This is a genomic window from Microcystis sp. M061S2, from assembly GCF_020245605.1.
In the GTDB taxonomy this organism is placed as follows: domain Bacteria; phylum Cyanobacteriota; class Cyanobacteriia; order Cyanobacteriales; family Microcystaceae; genus Microcystis.
Genome location: NZ_JADBUP010000024.1, coordinates 53,476 through 69,329, shown reverse-complemented (window position 1 = coordinate 69,329; position 15,854 = coordinate 53,476). Strand labels below are relative to the sequence as shown.

Genomic DNA, 15,854 nt, shown 5'->3' with positions numbered 1-15,854 from the left:
CTTCGATTGGCTCTTGGTCTGTGGTGTTAACAATTGTATCACTCTCGTTGGGAGTGGAGAATCATTTATCGGTGAAAAGGGACTCTTGCCAGTGGGCAAAAATTAAGTTAATCTTCTCTCACCGGTGGCTTAACTAAAGGGGAAACCACCATATTTATTGATAATTATATCTATAGTTTCCATAATTGCGATCGATTCTCCCAAAATGGAGATAATTTGTTGATAATGTTCTAGGTCATCGTAGCTAAGGTGGCGACCTTTGCGGTCTTTTAGCCACTTCTGACACACTTGATAACCGCCGATATAAAAGTTCCAAATTTGGGGCGGAATCCCCGCAAAATACTGGTCAGAATTAATCGAAATTTGTTGTTTATTTTCGTCATATTTCACCTGTTCGACTAGATTGGAACCCGCCACGGGATAGCTACTAATTTCTTTTCCCGTTGCTTTCATTAGGTGTAACTGCACTAATCTGTCACCTTTTTTGACTAATTCCCAGAATAATTCTTTATTACTGGTTAGGGGAACGCGAGGAAAGTCTATTTTTAAAAATTCGGCGTAACGTTGGCGATATTGGGGAGAGTGAAAGACGGCATAGATATAGTTAAAAATGTCTTCCGGTCCAAAGGTTTTCTTTTCGTCTCCTTTGCCATCACTGATAAATTCTAAGTCAAGTTTTGCCGAAAGTTCCTTAATAAATTCAGGCGCTAGATTGGGACGGCGACCATTTGGCGAGTTGGTTGCTTCTGTGTCAAATAGCGTTGGGTTATTAGTTGGGTAAAGATAAAGGGGGAAAATGTAATTTGTTTCTTTTGTTTTATTAGAAATAGAGCAACATTCGATGATATTTTGTGTCACAAAACTTAAAGACCAAATCCCACTTTGTGATTGTTGTCGAGAAGTAATTAAACCCAAATTGTCAAAGTTTACAAAATGGTGCATAACTTCTTGTCTTGGAAGTTCAACTACATTTTGATGGTGATAATATTCTCTTAAATCAAAAGGGCGATATAAACATTTAGTAAAATAACTTAACCACTGACTATTGTTAAACAAAGCTCTTCTTTGTTCAAAAATATTCCAATCTCTTGTATCTTTTATATTATATTTTTCTCCAATTTCTTTGTCGGCGATTTGAATATTTCTAAAATCTTCTATTCTCTTATAAAGAGATTCAAAATCAAAATCAAAAACAAAATGATCTCTGTGAGTTTTTACACCTGTTGAATTAACACACATAATATCAACTATTTTCCAGCCTTTCTCGTACTCTGGGAATAAAGCTGTATTTTGATTTTTTAAGAGATAAAAACTTGCTTCAGGTTTAATAATTTCCCATTCAGTTGAACTAATATCATTTTCATCTAACCAATGATACTTACCCCCAACTAACTCCTTATTCTCTTTAACCTCTCTAACACCCCACAAATCAGCATGATAAACCTTGGCTAAATCTTGCTGACTATCTTGATACTTAATAAAAAACGCAATCGCTACACCTTGCTGAATATCAAACACATTTTGATCGGTTGAACCGTCGGGACAAACTTCTTTTTTCTTACTATTGCCGTGTAAATCTAAAACATAAATCTCATCAAAAGTCTGCATCAAATTTTGACGCATTCCCCGAAAAGTGGGATTATCCAAATAACCATGATTTGTAATTAAAGCCACAACTCCATAACCAGTTTCCGCTACCCGATACTGAGCAAAGCGAATAAACTTCACATAATCATCTAATAAACCTTTAGGGTTTCTCTCTCCCAATGGTTTTCCATCTAATTGATAATAATCCTTAACCAAATTCACAATCCAAGGGTCAGTATTCATCGACTGATAGGAATAGGGAGGATTGCCTAAAATAACCATAACTGGCATTTCTTGCTTAACATCTTTTGCCGCAGCTGCTTCATCGCGAATGCGATTTAAAAACCCATCAGCAGGGGGAATTTGAAAAGCTTCCTGTAGGGTGTTGGTGAGATAGATTCCCAAGCGTTCATCGGCACTAAAATCATAGCCTAATTCCTGAAGTTGTAAACCCAATTTCATGTGTGCTACGGTGTAGGGAGCCATCAGTAATTCAAACCCAAAGAGACGGGGTAATAAATGTTTACTGACATAACTAGACCACATCCCTTTCTGTTGACGAAAACTATCATAGATATGGTCGATAACAGAGTGTAAAAAAGTGCCAGTTCCCACAGCAGGATCGAGGATTAAAACTTGGTGAACTTCCTGAGTTTCTTGGCTATTATTAGGATTTTTAATCGTAATTTTTTTGGCATCGGCCAAACCTTTAGGAATCTGAAACTTATTTTTTAGAATATAGTCCACACTGCGAACCATGTAAGAAACCACGGGTTCAGGGGTATAATAAACACCCCTAGACTCACGCATTTTACTATCGTATTCTGCTAAAAAAGTCTCATAAAAGTGAACCACAGGATCCTGCTTGCGCGTGCGTTTTCCAAAGCTGCTAAGAATACCATCCATGTCCGTTTGTTGTAAAATAGTGGCTAGAGTATCCACGGCCCAAGTAATCCGCTCATCTAATTCTGTACCAGCAATTTGATGAAAAATTCCCCGCAAAAAAGGGTTAGTTTTCGGTAGTCGAAATCCCGCCGTTTCCCTGGAAAAAGAACTTATTTGATCCGTATTACAGCGTGCTGCGAATAAACCATAACAAATTGTTTGTGCATACATATCCGCAAACTGCGCTTCATTGAGATCACTAATTAAAACTCGTTGAAAAGATTGCAATTGTTGCCGCAACATTCCCCCGCAATCTTGATCTTTTAAAGCTTGGCCGATTGCGTCTCGAATTAACTGCGCTAAAGCGGCCATTTTTTTCGCTAATTCTCGCGGTGTTGTTATCTGAATAACTTTTGAGAGGAAAAATTGACAGAACAATTGTTCTACTTGTAAAATACCCTGGGAATCAGGCTTAATTTGCTTTTTTTGATTAAGACTTGCCACGGCAGCTGATAGACGCAATTCTCCCGATACATACCAACGAAATTCTAAATGATCAGTGATAATTAAATTACCCAAAGCCTGTAAATAACGTTTTATTTGGGGAGTATTTTCAACCTTTTTGAGAGAAGTTCCGATATCTTTTGCTTCCAGATGGCCAATTTCTACCATACCCTGATTAATCACAAAATCCGGAGCGCCACAAGCAATCCTTTTGGGTTCATTGAGAGCTTGTAGGTTATTATTTAGGGATTCAATTAATTTTTTTAAAGCAGGACGATAACTGTGTTCTGTGGCGTTACCCTGTTGATAAATGCCTGTGATTTCCTCTAGATATTTTGGCAGTGAATTACTCATTATCGTTGCGACATACAAACGTTCTTCTATAGATAAAATATAACCTCATTTGCCCCCAATGTTCTCAATTGCTGCTCAAGTTATACCCGTTTAAGGGGACTTCTGGCGAGATTTGAGTTAAACTAGAAAGGTTGACTATTGACAAACATCGATCGCACAGGAGCAAATTATGTCTAGAGTCTGTACTATGACGGGGAAAAAGGCCAATAACGCCTATGCGGTGTCCCACTCCCACCGTCGCACCAAAAAATTACAAGAAGCTAACCTACAATGGAAAAGAGTTTGGTGGTCGGAAGGCAACCGTTGGGTAAAACTACGCATCTCCACCAAAGCTATCAAAACCATTGAAAAGAAAGGATTAGCCGTCTTCGCTAGAGAAGTAGGCTTAAACTTGAATTTGTACTAAGCGAGTAGTTCATAAGTGGAGACGAATCGGCCTTATTGTTGACTCCTCTGCTTTTGATTATTAAGTATTGCAACAGGGCGTGATGTGGGGTGAAAACTACCTTTAAGATTAAAAACTTAAAACGACCTGTTCAGGAGAATTTCAATGTACTCAACCCTATTAATGGCCGCCACCGCCGTACAAGGTTCCAGCGAATGGAGTCCCAAAGTGGCGATTGTCATGATTATCTGCAATATTCTCGCTATTGCTTTCGGTAAAGCGACTATTCAACAACAAAATGTCGGTCCTGCTTTACCTTCCCCCGCTTTATTCGGTGGTATGGGATTAGGCGCTTTACTGGGTACTACCAGTTTTGGTCATGTCCTCGGCGCCGGTGTCATCCTCGGTCTTTCCCGTCTGGGAGTTATCTAAATATGTTTTGATTTTCTCAATCGGTGGCCAAAAGTCACCGATTTCTTTTGTGAAAAATTCTGGACTATATAAGTAGGTAGGCGTTAAAAATTATCAGATGCCCCCTTATTAAGGGGGGATTAAGGGGGGACTAAGGGGGGATCGGCACCCCCCTTATCAAGGGGGGATATAGGGGGGATTTAATTATAACCAGCTATTTAATAAATATGACTCTACCTCAAAAAAATTCTTTTTGGTACGATGAGCGATTTCAGAAGATTTTTCTACAGGTAATTATCCTGCTAATTTTGTGCATAATTTTCTGGTTTTTTGGTCGCAATTTAGTGATTAATTTCCAACGCCTACGCTTAAGTTTTGGCTTTGGATTTCTCTTTGATCCTGACCGACCAGCCTCTTTTGCTATTGGTGACTCTCCTATTGCCTACAGTCCCACCGATACCTATTTTCGCGCTCTTTTGGTGGGATTAGTTAATTCCCTCCGCATTATGATTAGTGGCATATTTTTGGCGATTAGTCTGGGAATAGTCATCGGGTTAGGTCGCTTGTCGGATAATTGGTTAATTCGTCAGTTGGCAACAATTTATGTGGAAACTATTCGCAATACTCCCCTATTATTACAATTATTTTTCTGGTATTTTGCTGTATTTTTGAAACTGCCGAAGATTGAGGACTCTCTAGAGTTTTTTGGCAGGGTATTCTTAAATAACTCAGGAGTCTATTTGCCTTTCCCCGCTAATAGTTTCAGGACATGGTTAGCCTTAGCTATCATTATTTTAGGAATAATTCTCTCATTATTTTTATCCATAAAAAATAAACTTAGTTTATGTCTAACTAGCCTAATAATCCTAGTTATAATTCCTCTAATCTGGGGTTTAGAATGGCAAAATCCCCAAGTTAATCCTCTTAATCAAAATATTGACTTCGGTTTACATCTTTCTTCCGAGTTTGCTACTCTCCTAATCGGTTTAACTGTTTATACAGCTGCCTTTATTGCGGAAACGGTACGGGGAGGGATTCAATCGGTTAATCGGGGACAATGGGAAGCAGCTAAAGCCTTGGGATTAAAACCTTTATTAGTGATGAGATTAGTAATTTTTCCTCAAGCTTTGCCGGTGATTATTCCTCCTTTAACTAATGAATGTTTAAACCTGGTTAAAAACTCTAGTTTAGCGATCGCTATCGGTTATAATGATATTTATGCTATCTCTAGTACCATCGCTAATCAGACAGGAAAAGCTCTAGAGATGTTAATAGTAGTTATGGCCACCTATTTATTCTTTAATCTGGTGATTTCTCTGACTATGAATCAATTAAACAAACGGGTACAAATTTAGGACAGGTAGGGTGTGTTAGCATCGCGTAACGCACCGAATCAATCGCACCAAAAGGTAGCCTAATGCACCAGAATTTAGCGATAAATTAATTAATGAGCATTACCAGAATATAAAGCGGTGATAATTGCTGTCACCGCAGGACTAAGACTAGATAAAACCACCACAGAAGCGGTGGCAATGATGATAGTAGTAGCCATTCTCACCATACCGTCTGTACCTTTTTGATAGGCATCAAATTTATATTCTAAGCGGTCAACTTTTTGACCAAGTTCTTCTCGCAATTGAATCAACGCTTCTCTGATGTCATCATTACTGGGATTTTCGGGAATTTGCATAACCTTGATTAGCAATCAACTAACAACCGAATACATTATAGCAGTTCTCAGCCATAAATTACAATTTTTTATCAGGAGGAGGAGTCAATCGCCAGCGCACTAAAAAACTATCAATACTTTCTAAACATTCCAAGTCATTTTTAGGTAAATAAGAATCTTTTGACAAGAAAGAAAAAGCCTGCTGAAACTCTTGACTATCAGCTTGAATTGGACTAGCAAAATGACAAGGAATAACCTGTTTAATCGGCCATTGGGAAATTCTATCAACCCATTGACTAACCTCGTCAGTAGTGCGATTAAGAATCAAAGTTTGCAAAATTGGGGCTACTATTAACCTCCCCTCTCGACGCAAATTTAAAAAAGTCTTTTGCCAATCATCACCCCATTGAAAAGGGAATAAACCAAAATAGGCTTTTTTACTCCTTTCCTGAGCAGTAAAAGCATCTCGAAAGACCTTAATCCAATTGGGAACAGCTAAAACAGGAGGTTGAAAATAAAGAGCAAAAAGACAAATTCTCTGCCAACCCCGACGGCGATTTTCTGGAGTATCCTCCACCATATCCTTAGCACTATTTTTAGCGTGAAACAGCAGCGGATAGGGGTCTAATTCTAAAATAGCGGGAGGATTTTCTGGGATAGAAATAATGCCATCGGTTAGCAGCAGAGTTTGAGAGTAGTGATGAAAAAAAGCCACTTCCGAGAAGTATCCCACATTCAGATCAATTGCGGGTAAAATTTCATAACTAAAATCTTTTCCTAAAGGAGTGGTTGCCGAGTCAGCAGGTAAAATTTCCGTTCGTTTTGCCGGTAACCCCAACCAACTCAAAGGTAAATTAAGAGGAAAACTCCATTGATTAGGAGCAACATAAACTATAGCCTTAGGAAAATAACGGGCAAAAGGACCGACAAAAACCTTATGTTCAATCCCAGAAATCGTCGGCAAAATAATATATTTAACTTCCCCGTGTTCACTTTCCAACTCACGCATCAAGCGAATACATTCCGGAGTCGGGGCCACAGGTGCATAAACAAATAAACCCCCAGATGCTAACTTAATTACCGTCATGCGAATCGGCACAACCACATAGAAAATACCCTGCAATTGCTCAAATGTCCAGAGCGTATCTTTCACCACTTCTTGGCGAATTGTCCGTCTTTGACCGTAGGGATAAAGTGGTACAATTGGCCAAAAAGGCCATGATAAATCTTGCGGACTAATTGCGGCTTTTGTCATCGTCTGATTCTATCGCTGAAAATCTCTATTTTAGTTATCATAAACCCTTCTAATCCCCATGACTAATAAACTGCCCATTGATTCTTTGGTCAATACTTGGAATAGTCTCACGGGGGAAGTGATGAAAAGACTCCCCATCGACCAGTTGACTAATACTGTCCTCCAGTGGTTTAGTGTTAGTGACAGTCAAGTGGCGGAAATTTTAGAAAAAGTCCGTCAAGAATTACCCACCACCGAGGCGCTGTTAATCGGCAAACCCCAAACGGGAAAAAGTTCGATTATTCGGGGAATAACGGGAGTTTCGGCGGAAATCGTCGGGCAAGGTTTCCGTCCCCACACCGAAAACACCCAGCGCTACACCTACCCCGCAGAAGACTTACCCCTGTTAATTTTTACCGATACGGTGGGGTTAGGGGATGCCTATCAACACACAGACAAGGTAATCGCGGAATTATTGGCAGATTTAAGCGAAAACACGGGACGCGCCCAAGTTTTTATCGTGACGGTAAAAATTAATGATTTTGCCACCGATAGCCTTCTGGAAATTACCAAACAACTGCGGCAAAAATATCCTAAAATCCCCTGTTTACTGGCTGTCACCTGCCTTCATCAGCTTTATCCTCCTAATATCGCCGATCATCCCCCTTATCCTCCCGATTTCGAGGATATCAATCGCGCCTATCAAGAAATTAAAGAAACTTTTAAGGATTTATATGACAATTCTGTGCTAATAGATTTTACCCTAGAGGAAGACGGTTACAACCCTGTTTTTTACGGTTTAGAGGCATTTAGAGACAATTTAGCTGATTTATTGCCAAAAGCCGAGGCTAACACCATCCACCAACTTTTAGATCGGGAAACCAGCAATAAATTAGGCAATCTCTATCGGGACGTGGCCCGACGCTATATGTTAGCCTTTTCCGTCATAGCGGCGACCTTGGCGGCGATTCCCTTACCCTTAGCGACTATGCCCGTGTTAACCGCCCTACAAGTGTCAATGGTGGGGGTTTTAGGCAAATTATACGGTCAAGTCTTAACCCCATCCCAAGCCGGCGGAGTCGTCAGTGCGATCGCTGGCGGCTTTTTGGCCCAGGCCATCGGTCGGGAATTGGTGAAATTTATCCCCGGTTTTGGCAGTGTTATCGCCGCTTCTTGGTCCGCTGCCTATACCTGGGCCCTAGGAGAGGGCGCTTGTGTCTATTTTGGCGATTTAATGGGGGGTAAAAAACCCGATCCTAAGAGGATTCAAAGGGTGATGAAAGAGGCTTTTTCTGCTGCCCAAGAAAGATTTAAAAATGTCGCTACGGGAGGAGATAATTGATCGGTATTCAAAGAATATAGTCATTTCACATAAATCTGATACACTCTAGAGCGATGGGAAAATATCTTAAGAATTTGTGGTATGTAGATATAGATTCGTCCAGTGTCTGAGGGGGAACCGACTAATAACAGTTATCAGTTAGACGTTTTCAGTACAATACCGAAGGCACTGCCTATTTTCAAACCTAGTCCTCAGCGTTGGTTGTGGATACGATGCACAATTAGCATTCATATCTTGATTCAGCAACGCCTAAAACTGTTAGAATAGGTCAAATCAATTAACTAGAGGCCCTATGTTAGCTCTAACCTATCCACACATAGAAAAAAGTGACGACCAACCCGCACATTTACAAAGATTACCGCGTATCCGCGTTGCTCAAATTGTCATGGACTACATCGCCTATGGTTGGTCGGTAGAAGAAATCTGTCGTCAACACCTTTATTTAACCCTAGCCGAAGCTCATGCAGCCATGGGTTACTATTTTGACCATCAAGAAGAAATTGACCAAGAAATCACAATGGAATGGCAACAAGTACAAGAAAATATGACTAATCAAGCTGCCAAGTCGCCTTTTTATACCCACAGTTAAAAACGAAAGGAAAAAGGCAGTAAATCCGAGAGATTAAAACAATAATTTTGCTGGGTTCCACAGACAATAATCTCCGCTTGCGGCGCTAATTCGGCTATCCATTGACGACAGGCTCCGCAGGGAGTTAACTGACTAATATCATTCTTACCATCGATACAGGCTATAGCGATCGCCCGTACTTCTCGATCGCCTGCCGCGATTATTTGCGCTAAAGTTGCCCTTTCCGCGCACAAACTCAAGCCATAACTAGCGTTCTCCACATTAGTACCAGCATAAATCTTTTTATCTGTCAAGACCGCTGCCCCCACCCGAAAACGGGAATAGGGAGAATAGGAAAGTTTCGCCACTTCCCGAGCAGTGTCACAGAGTTGTTGTCTTTCTTGGTCAGATAGGGTCATCGGCTGCCGATAGCAGGGAGAGGGGAATTGGGGAATTGGGGAAGTGGGGTGTAGGGTGTGGGGAATTTTCTCAGTGAACTGATAACTGATAACTGATAACTGATAACTGACTCCTAACCCAATGGTAGATGTTGGATTGTTGCGGGAGTTCTATTTTCCGACAAAGATAAGCAAAAATTATTTATTGACTGCAAAAACTTGAGAATATTTAAATTAACATTCCGCAATATTTATAAATTCTTAAGAATTAATTGAGAAAGATTTTTATTTAACAACGATGTTATGATGGTTACAGCGATTTTACTGAATTTCATAATGGGCTGTTTTGTGCTTTTTTGGGCAGCAGTGGTTGAAACCCTTGCCACACCTAGAAGGTGATCCTAATTAAGACGGTTAAATCAGTCAATTTCACCCACAACGATGATCTTTTTTTTATGTAGTTTTATTGCAAAAAAAAAGTTTTTTTGACAAAAAGCACAAAGTATGATAATAAGCAACGTATTTCTGGCTGCGAGTAATTATTGTAGAGAGGGGAGAAAAAAGCCGAATACCGACTCCTAACCCCATCAACAAACTTTTTCAGCAAACCCTAACTTATCACTTAACATTTCCCTGACGATTTTAGCGGTAGCGGGGGCTAATAAAACCCCGTTACGGTAGTGTCCCGTGGCCAGAATAACGTTATCGTATCCGGGCAAATATTCGATGATGGGAGCGGATTTTTTCTCCGGTCGCGGTCGCTTACCAGACCAAGTACGCACGATCGCACCCGCGGCCAAAGAGGGACAAAAAGCGATCGCCTGTTGATACACTTGCTCTAATAGGGCAGTATCGGCGATAATTTCGCCCTTTTCGTCCATAAATTCCACCGTTGCTCCAATCCAGTATTCTGCTCCGGCCAAAGGCAGAATATGCAGGTCATTTCCCGTTAAAATCGGCTTAAAATCGGAACTTTCTAAGGTTTGCGTCAATTTTATCTGTAAAGCTTGCCCTAAAACCGGTCGGATTTCCACTGGATGGGTAAGAGTTTCGGTTAAAGCAGTAGAACCAATTCCCGCACAAAGAATCAAAAAGTCGCTTTCCTCTATACCATTAGAACTATAAACGTGGGTGCATTGCCTCAAATTAGAGCCATGAAGCTCTGTCTTCCCAAAATTTTCAACTTTTACCCCAAATTGACATTTTACCCCCCTTCTTGCCGCAGCATCGACGAGAGCCTCCGTGAGCAGGGCCGGATTAATTTGATGATCACTGGGCGAATAGATGGCACCATGGAGATGATCGCTGGCCACTTGGGGACATTTTTGGTTTAAAGTCTCTTTATCCCAGATTTCTAGACAATATCCCTGTTCTTGGCGGATTTGGGCTAACTTGCGCCAATTTTCTTCGTCTTCGGCACTCGATCGCAGTAGGACAATACCATCACGGTTACAGGGAATAGTCAGTCCGGTGAGGGATTCTAGCTCAGGAAGGAGGGTTTCGTAACGTTTTAAACTTTCTTGCCGCAGTTTCCAGGCTCTACCTTTAGTTTTATGGCTGATAATACCCATTAAAATCCCTAAAGCTGCCCCAGTTGCTCCCTGTCCTGGTTTTTTTTCATCGATGAGGGTAATTTCTAATCCTTTGATGGCGCTTAATTCGTAGGCAATGGTGGCCCCCACTATCCCCGCACCGATGATGACAATTTTAGTCATAAACTCCAGAGGCTATTTTTCTAGTGGGAATAGGACCAAAAAAAGGGTTGAACAGGTTTCAACCCCGATAATTAATTACAGAACCCGGAAAATAAAAGGATAACGGAAAACCTTATAAGCATCTTTCCAGACTTGCAGGATAGCAAGAATGGGGAGAACAATGTTCACCACACCAAGAATCGCTAAAAGCAAATAACCGATTAAAACCCAAATTAGAATCCCAGCAATTAGGTAGTATAACCACATATTCAGGTGAAAGTTTAAAGCTTCTTTGGCGTTTTCCTTCACCGTTCCATCATCAGAAATGAAATAAATAGCTAAGGGAATCCCCACCGATACCAGCGTAGCACTCAAAAGGATCGAAGCATGACAAGCCACGGATAGGAGTCTTTTTTTGGTTAAATCTTCACTCTTGACCATCGGGTTTATCCCCCTAAAATTGGCGGAGAAAGCGGATATCGCTATTATAACAACGGCGAATATCGTCTATCTCATGTAATACCATAGCAAATCTTTCCACGCCAAAACCAGCAGCAAAACCCGTATAGATTTGGGGGTCATAACCGACTGCTTTTAAGACATTGGGATCCACCATACCACAGCCCATCACCTCCAACCATTTGCCTTTCCACTGTACATCTACCTCGGCCGAGGGTTCGGTAAAAGGGAAGTAGGAAGCGCGGAATTTAACTGGTAAATCGGCCCCAAACATTTGCTTAAGAAATTCTTTAATTGTTCCTTTCAAATCCGTAAAGGTTAATCCCTGGTCCACCGCTAATAATTCCACTTGATGGAAAACCGCAGAATGGGTTGCATCCACGGTATCGCGACGATAAACACGGCCCGGGGCCACAATCCGAATTGGGGGTTCGTGACTTTCCATGTAGCGAATCTGCACCGGGGAGGTATGGGTCCGCAATAAACGACCATCACTCAAGAAAAAAGTATCCTGCATATCCCGGGCCGGATGGTCAGCAGGGATATTTAAAGCCTCAAAATTATAATAATCGCTTTCTACCTGCGGCCCGGTGGCGATGCTGTAACCCAGACCGACGAAAATATCGATCATGCGATCAACTGTGCTATTTAAGGGGTGAATTCGCCCTAAAGGACGGCTAAGAGCAGGTAGGGTGACATCGAGGGTTTCCGCCGCTAATTTCGCCTTAATTTGGGCATTCTGGAGACTTTCTCGCCGGGATTCCAGCAGCGATTGTACTAATTCTTTGACCTCATTAGCGATCGCACCGAGGCGCGGTCTCTCTTCAGGGGTTAATTTGCCCATTTCGCGTAAAATCTGCGATAATTCTCCTTTCTTACCGAGATAATTCACCCTTAGCTGTTCTAAGTCTTCTAGGGTTGTTGTTTCTTCGATGGAATTTTCCGCTTTCCCTGCCAGGGTTTTTAGGGCAGTTTCGATCGGATGGGGGGATAAACTCATAATTAGGGCATTTTATAGGGCAGCATTCTAGTCTAGTTTATCAAGAGGGGGAATTTGGGGAGACAGTTGCAGGGGCGATTTGCTTTCCGGGGTGACGATTCCCTGAGATGGTTTGCTGTATCATGTTCATCGCTCCCTCTCCCCTCTGATCAAATGGGAGCTTATTGCATGAGTGCCTCGTCGAACCTAGAACTTTCAATGGGAACCAGCTTCTCTTGATTGCATCAGATTTCTGGTTTTTTTAAAATGAACTCGATCGAGGCAAAAACCGCAGATAATTCTAGTTTAGTTGACGAGGAGAGTTTCTGGTAAACTTCGGCAATTTGATTAGAAAAACTATAGACTAATTTATTCTCCATATAGAGAGGATGTCCAATATAGTGGGAATCTTTAAGAATTTTTTTCAGTTTGTTGACTCGCTTCGGTGGAACAATTAACACAAGTTTTCCTGCCAGTTCTGGATAAATTTTTAGTAATTCCATAAAGCGATCGATTCCTGTGGTGATCGGTGTACTGGTTTCTACTTCAAAAGCGAACACTGCATCGCCTAAGTTATTAAACCAGATGAGATCGATCTGTTGTATTTTATCTCTGTCCCACTTTCCTAATTTATCGATCGGTAATTTTTCTAGAGAAATATCTTTAAAAGCTTCTCCATTCCAATAACCTGTAGATTGTTCTTTTTTGCCAATATAAGGCTTTAATCCGACAGCAATAGCAATTTTTGCCAGAGCGTAGATAATTTGATCGTGAGGAATTTTATCTGCTTGTTTGGGAAAATCTAAACCAGTTAAAACGGAAGAAATTGGCTCTATATTTAAATCGAGAGTTAGCTGAAGACCTTCTTCTTGCCCTAGTTGCCAGTGCCGACCATCGGCAGAATAAGCTAACTTTTCTAAAACCTTTAAAATCGATTGATCGCTTGGTGTTGTCCCGTTGATCAGGTTAGGCATGACCGCAAAAATAATTTCATCAAAAGTTGCTACTTTTCCCTGTCGTTTTTTGGCAGTTAGAAAATCTAAGAGATAAAATCTTATTCTATCTTCTAGCGGAATAAAGCAACCGATTTTCGTATTTGTACGAATTCTCCAGAGATGATCTAATTCCGAAAAGTTGAATTCCTCTTTTAACAAAGGAGTAATATCATCTATTTGTTTCTTGACTTGGGTTAGTAAGCCATTTTCCAATAATTTAGGAATGAGCGCATTATAAATATCTTCTGTGGAAGCACCCGAACTTTTAACGATTGTCATCTCGGCCACTTCTTTAATAATTTGCAGGATATCGATCCCGACTTTACTGATGGCGATTGTTTTGGGATTATTCACTTTTCTAAAGTTTAAAACTAACTCTCCCGATAGGACAGTCAGAGGATTTTTCTTTTTGTGTAATGAGGGCGTAGTAGAATGTTGTACAGAGGAATTTACATACTCAAAACCAGCTTCTTGAGCAGATTTAACGATCGCATCCCAATAGGCAGGATTTTTGTGAGCAAAAACAATACTCATCCAGCGATCAAATTTCAAAACTCGAAACATTTCTCGAATGGAATTCGATAACAAATTGATGTAAGTTTCTTTCGATTTCTTTAAATCTCCTCCTTCGATCACTTCCAATTCTCTTGCGTTATCGCTCACTTCAAATCCTAGCCAAGCATTCCACATAGTCGAGAGCTCTAAATAGGCAATATGTTGTCCGTAGGGAGGATCGGTATAGATATAATCCACGGATTCGGACGATATGCCAGTTAAGTCCGTCGCTGAGAAATCAAAAATTGAAAAATTTTCTTGATAAAAATCACCGATTACTGTATTAGTTTCGATCTTGAATTTTGCCGTCCCCTTAAATTTCTGCTCGAATTGTTCCCAGACATTAAGCTCGATAGTTTGAGGAGGAATCCAATAGCGATAACGGTGCATAATTCCGCTATTTCCCCGGCTTTCTATTCTTCCTCTCGTGGAACTAAAGGTTAAATTGGTTTTATTGAGAGTTGCCGAGAAAGTAAACCTCATTAAATCTTTAATGATCGGATCGGTAATTAACTCAATATGGTTGAGAATTAGAGAAAGGGAAAATAATTGACGTTTGGTAAACAAATTTTCTACAGATTCTGCGTCCGCATTTTTCGGTAAACGAACCCCTTGCGGATACCAATAGGGAATCTCTAAATCCGCCGCTTCTTCTGGAGACATTCGATAAACTTCCTCAATCTTTTCCTGACAATTTCTGGCGATGTCATCGAAAGCAGACCGAAAATCATCGATGTTAACGGGACTAACAGCGATATTGCGGCAGATAAAACCAGCCATCGGGTTAATATCCGAGTAAATCGCCTTTCGCTTTAAAACTAGAGCCTCTACCGCAGTCACTCCCGATCCCCCAAAGGGGTCTAAAACCACATCTCCCACCTGACTAAAACGCTTAATATATTCCTGTACCACATTCCAAGCGCGCCTGGTAAAATAGGGATGACTTCCCCAATGGCGTAACGTCCCTTGTTTTTTGGGATCGATCGGCCCAGAAATGGGATCGATCATTCTATAGTCGAAGGAGGAAGCACTCATCTGGCCTTAAGAATAGAGTTCTATATATTACTGTACCCAGATGTGAGGGTATGGCGAGGATACCCTCTTGGGAGCATCCTACGCACTGCCGGAGGAAGTCCGGCTCTTGTTGCCGTTTCTCGGCAACAGGTGGGGAAAGCACCCCAGAAATCGAATCCTCGGCCTTAGTTTCCAGGGTTTTTAGGGCAGTTTCGAGCGGATGGGGGGATAAACTCATAATTAGGGCATTTTATAGGGCAGCATTCTAGTCTAGTTCATCTGCTCCCGTGGCGAGAGAGGCAGAATCGATCAAAGCTAATAGCTATGTGCTAGGATGGAGGTTGAGAATAAAAGTCGGCACTGCGGCTCGTTGTCAGTATTAATGGTCAAAGCGTTTCTGTTTAGTATTGGTTCAGCTAGTTCCCGAAATCTTCGTTCTCTACAAATCTGTTGTTTTTATCTGTGCAAGGATAGGTTTTATGTCAATTTATGTTGGTAATCTCCCCTTCGAGGTTGACCAAGAAGACGTAGTTGAGGTTTTTACCGAATATGGTGAAATCAAGCGCGTTCACCTCCCCATGGATCGGGAAACGAAAAGAAAACGCGGATTCGCTTTCGTGGAAATGGAAACCCCAGAGCAAGAATCGGCCGCTATTGCCGCTCTTGACGGCGCCCAATGGATGGGACGAGAATTAAAAGTCAATCAAGCTCGTGAAAGAGAACCCAAACCTTCCTTCGGTGGTGGCAATCGCAATCGAGATCGTCGCTACTAATCCCTGATCGTAACCATTCTAGGTTATGATTACCTAACTTGTTTTCAT

General features: G+C 41.2%; 14 protein-coding genes. 6 read left to right on the top strand and 8 right to left on the bottom strand.

The genetic code is table 11. The features are described from left to right. Positions 1–129: 129 nt before the first annotated feature. The gene (locus IM475_RS05555) at positions 130–3,330 is read right to left on the bottom strand and encodes a type ISP restriction/modification enzyme (RefSeq protein WP_287726936.1); all 3,201 of its coding nucleotides are present in this window, start codon (positions 3,328–3,330) and stop codon (positions 130–132) included. A 169-nt stretch (positions 3,331–3,499) separates the two neighbouring features. Between IM475_RS05555 and rpmB the strand changes: the two genes are divergently transcribed. From rpmB to IM475_RS05540, 3 genes are all read left to right on the top strand, one after another. Beyond that, positions 3,500–3,736 carry a 50S ribosomal protein L28 gene (gene rpmB / locus IM475_RS05550; RefSeq protein ID WP_002732080.1) on the top strand — a complete coding sequence of 79 codons (237 nt, stop codon included), beginning with the start codon at positions 3,500–3,502 and terminating at the stop codon, positions 3,734–3,736. 144 nt (positions 3,737–3,880) lie between these two features. Beyond that, positions 3,881–4,147, top strand: coding sequence for a photosystem I reaction center subunit PsaK (gene psaK / locus IM475_RS05545; protein WP_002760753.1), 267 nt, complete (start codon positions 3,881–3,883; stop codon positions 4,145–4,147). A 206-nt stretch (positions 4,148–4,353) separates the two neighbouring features. After that, positions 4,354–5,481 carry an amino acid ABC transporter permease gene (locus tag IM475_RS05540; protein WP_287726935.1) on the top strand — a complete coding sequence of 376 codons (1,128 nt, stop codon included), beginning with the start codon at positions 4,354–4,356 and terminating at the stop codon, positions 5,479–5,481. A gap of 89 nt (positions 5,482–5,570) precedes the next feature. Here the strand turns inward: IM475_RS05540 and IM475_RS05535 are convergent, their stop codons facing one another. Both IM475_RS05535 and IM475_RS05530 read right to left on the bottom strand, forming a co-directional pair. Beyond that, positions 5,571–5,816, bottom strand: a complete 246-nt coding sequence (locus IM475_RS05535; protein WP_002749050.1) for a ssr2422 family thylakoid membrane protein — start codon at positions 5,814–5,816, stop codon at positions 5,571–5,573. Positions 5,817–5,874: 58 nt separating this feature from the next. Continuing rightward, the gene (locus tag IM475_RS05530) at positions 5,875–7,050 is read right to left on the bottom strand and encodes a DUF4336 domain-containing protein (protein WP_287726934.1); all 1,176 of its coding nucleotides are present in this window, start codon (positions 7,048–7,050) and stop codon (positions 5,875–5,877) included. A gap of 58 nt (positions 7,051–7,108) precedes the next feature. Here IM475_RS05530 and IM475_RS05525 point away from each other — a divergent pair, with 58 nt between their 5' ends. Together IM475_RS05525 and IM475_RS05520 are read left to right on the top strand one after the other, a co-directional pair. Then, positions 7,109–8,371 carry a YcjF family protein gene (locus IM475_RS05525; RefSeq protein ID WP_287726933.1) on the top strand — a complete coding sequence of 421 codons (1,263 nt, stop codon included), beginning with the start codon at positions 7,109–7,111 and terminating at the stop codon, positions 8,369–8,371. A 292-nt stretch (positions 8,372–8,663) separates the two neighbouring features. Then, positions 8,664–8,960, top strand: a complete 297-nt coding sequence (locus IM475_RS05520) for a DUF433 domain-containing protein (protein ID WP_287726932.1) — start codon at positions 8,664–8,666, stop codon at positions 8,958–8,960. On the opposite strand, the gene cdd is transcribed toward IM475_RS05520, so the two are convergent. The 5 genes from cdd to IM475_RS05495 all read right to left on the bottom strand — a co-directional run bounded on the left by cdd (position 8,957) and on the right by IM475_RS05495 (position 15,054). Next, on the bottom strand, positions 8,957–9,358 hold the full coding sequence (gene cdd, locus IM475_RS05515) for a cytidine deaminase (protein WP_287726931.1): 402 nt from the start codon (positions 9,356–9,358) through the stop codon (positions 8,957–8,959). The two genes, IM475_RS05520 and cdd, sit on opposite strands and share 4 nt — an antisense overlap. A 566-nt stretch (positions 9,359–9,924) precedes the next feature. Then, a complete protein-coding gene (locus tag IM475_RS05510) occupies positions 9,925–11,052 on the bottom strand; it encodes an NAD(P)/FAD-dependent oxidoreductase (RefSeq protein ID WP_287726930.1) in 1,128 nt (375 codons plus the stop codon). 75 nt (positions 11,053–11,127) lie between these two features. After that, entirely contained in the window at positions 11,128–11,472 is a 345-nt protein-coding gene (locus IM475_RS05505) for a DUF4870 domain-containing protein (protein WP_004157929.1), read from the bottom strand. 13 nt (positions 11,473–11,485) lie between these two features. After that, positions 11,486–12,490 carry a phenylalanine--tRNA ligase subunit alpha gene (gene pheS / locus IM475_RS05500; RefSeq protein ID WP_287726929.1) on the bottom strand — a complete coding sequence of 335 codons (1,005 nt, stop codon included), beginning with the start codon at positions 12,488–12,490 and terminating at the stop codon, positions 11,486–11,488. Between the two features lie 224 nt (positions 12,491–12,714). Continuing rightward, the gene (locus IM475_RS05495) at positions 12,715–15,054 is read right to left on the bottom strand and encodes a DNA methyltransferase (protein ID WP_287726928.1); all 2,340 of its coding nucleotides are present in this window, start codon (positions 15,052–15,054) and stop codon (positions 12,715–12,717) included. Between the two features lie 458 nt (positions 15,055–15,512). Between IM475_RS05495 and rbp the strand changes: the two genes are divergently transcribed. Next, complete coding sequence (rbp, locus tag IM475_RS05490) at positions 15,513–15,806, top strand: RNA-binding regulator (protein ID WP_287660468.1); 294 nt, start codon at positions 15,513–15,515, stop codon at positions 15,804–15,806. The last annotated feature ends 48 nt before the right edge of the window (positions 15,807–15,854 follow it).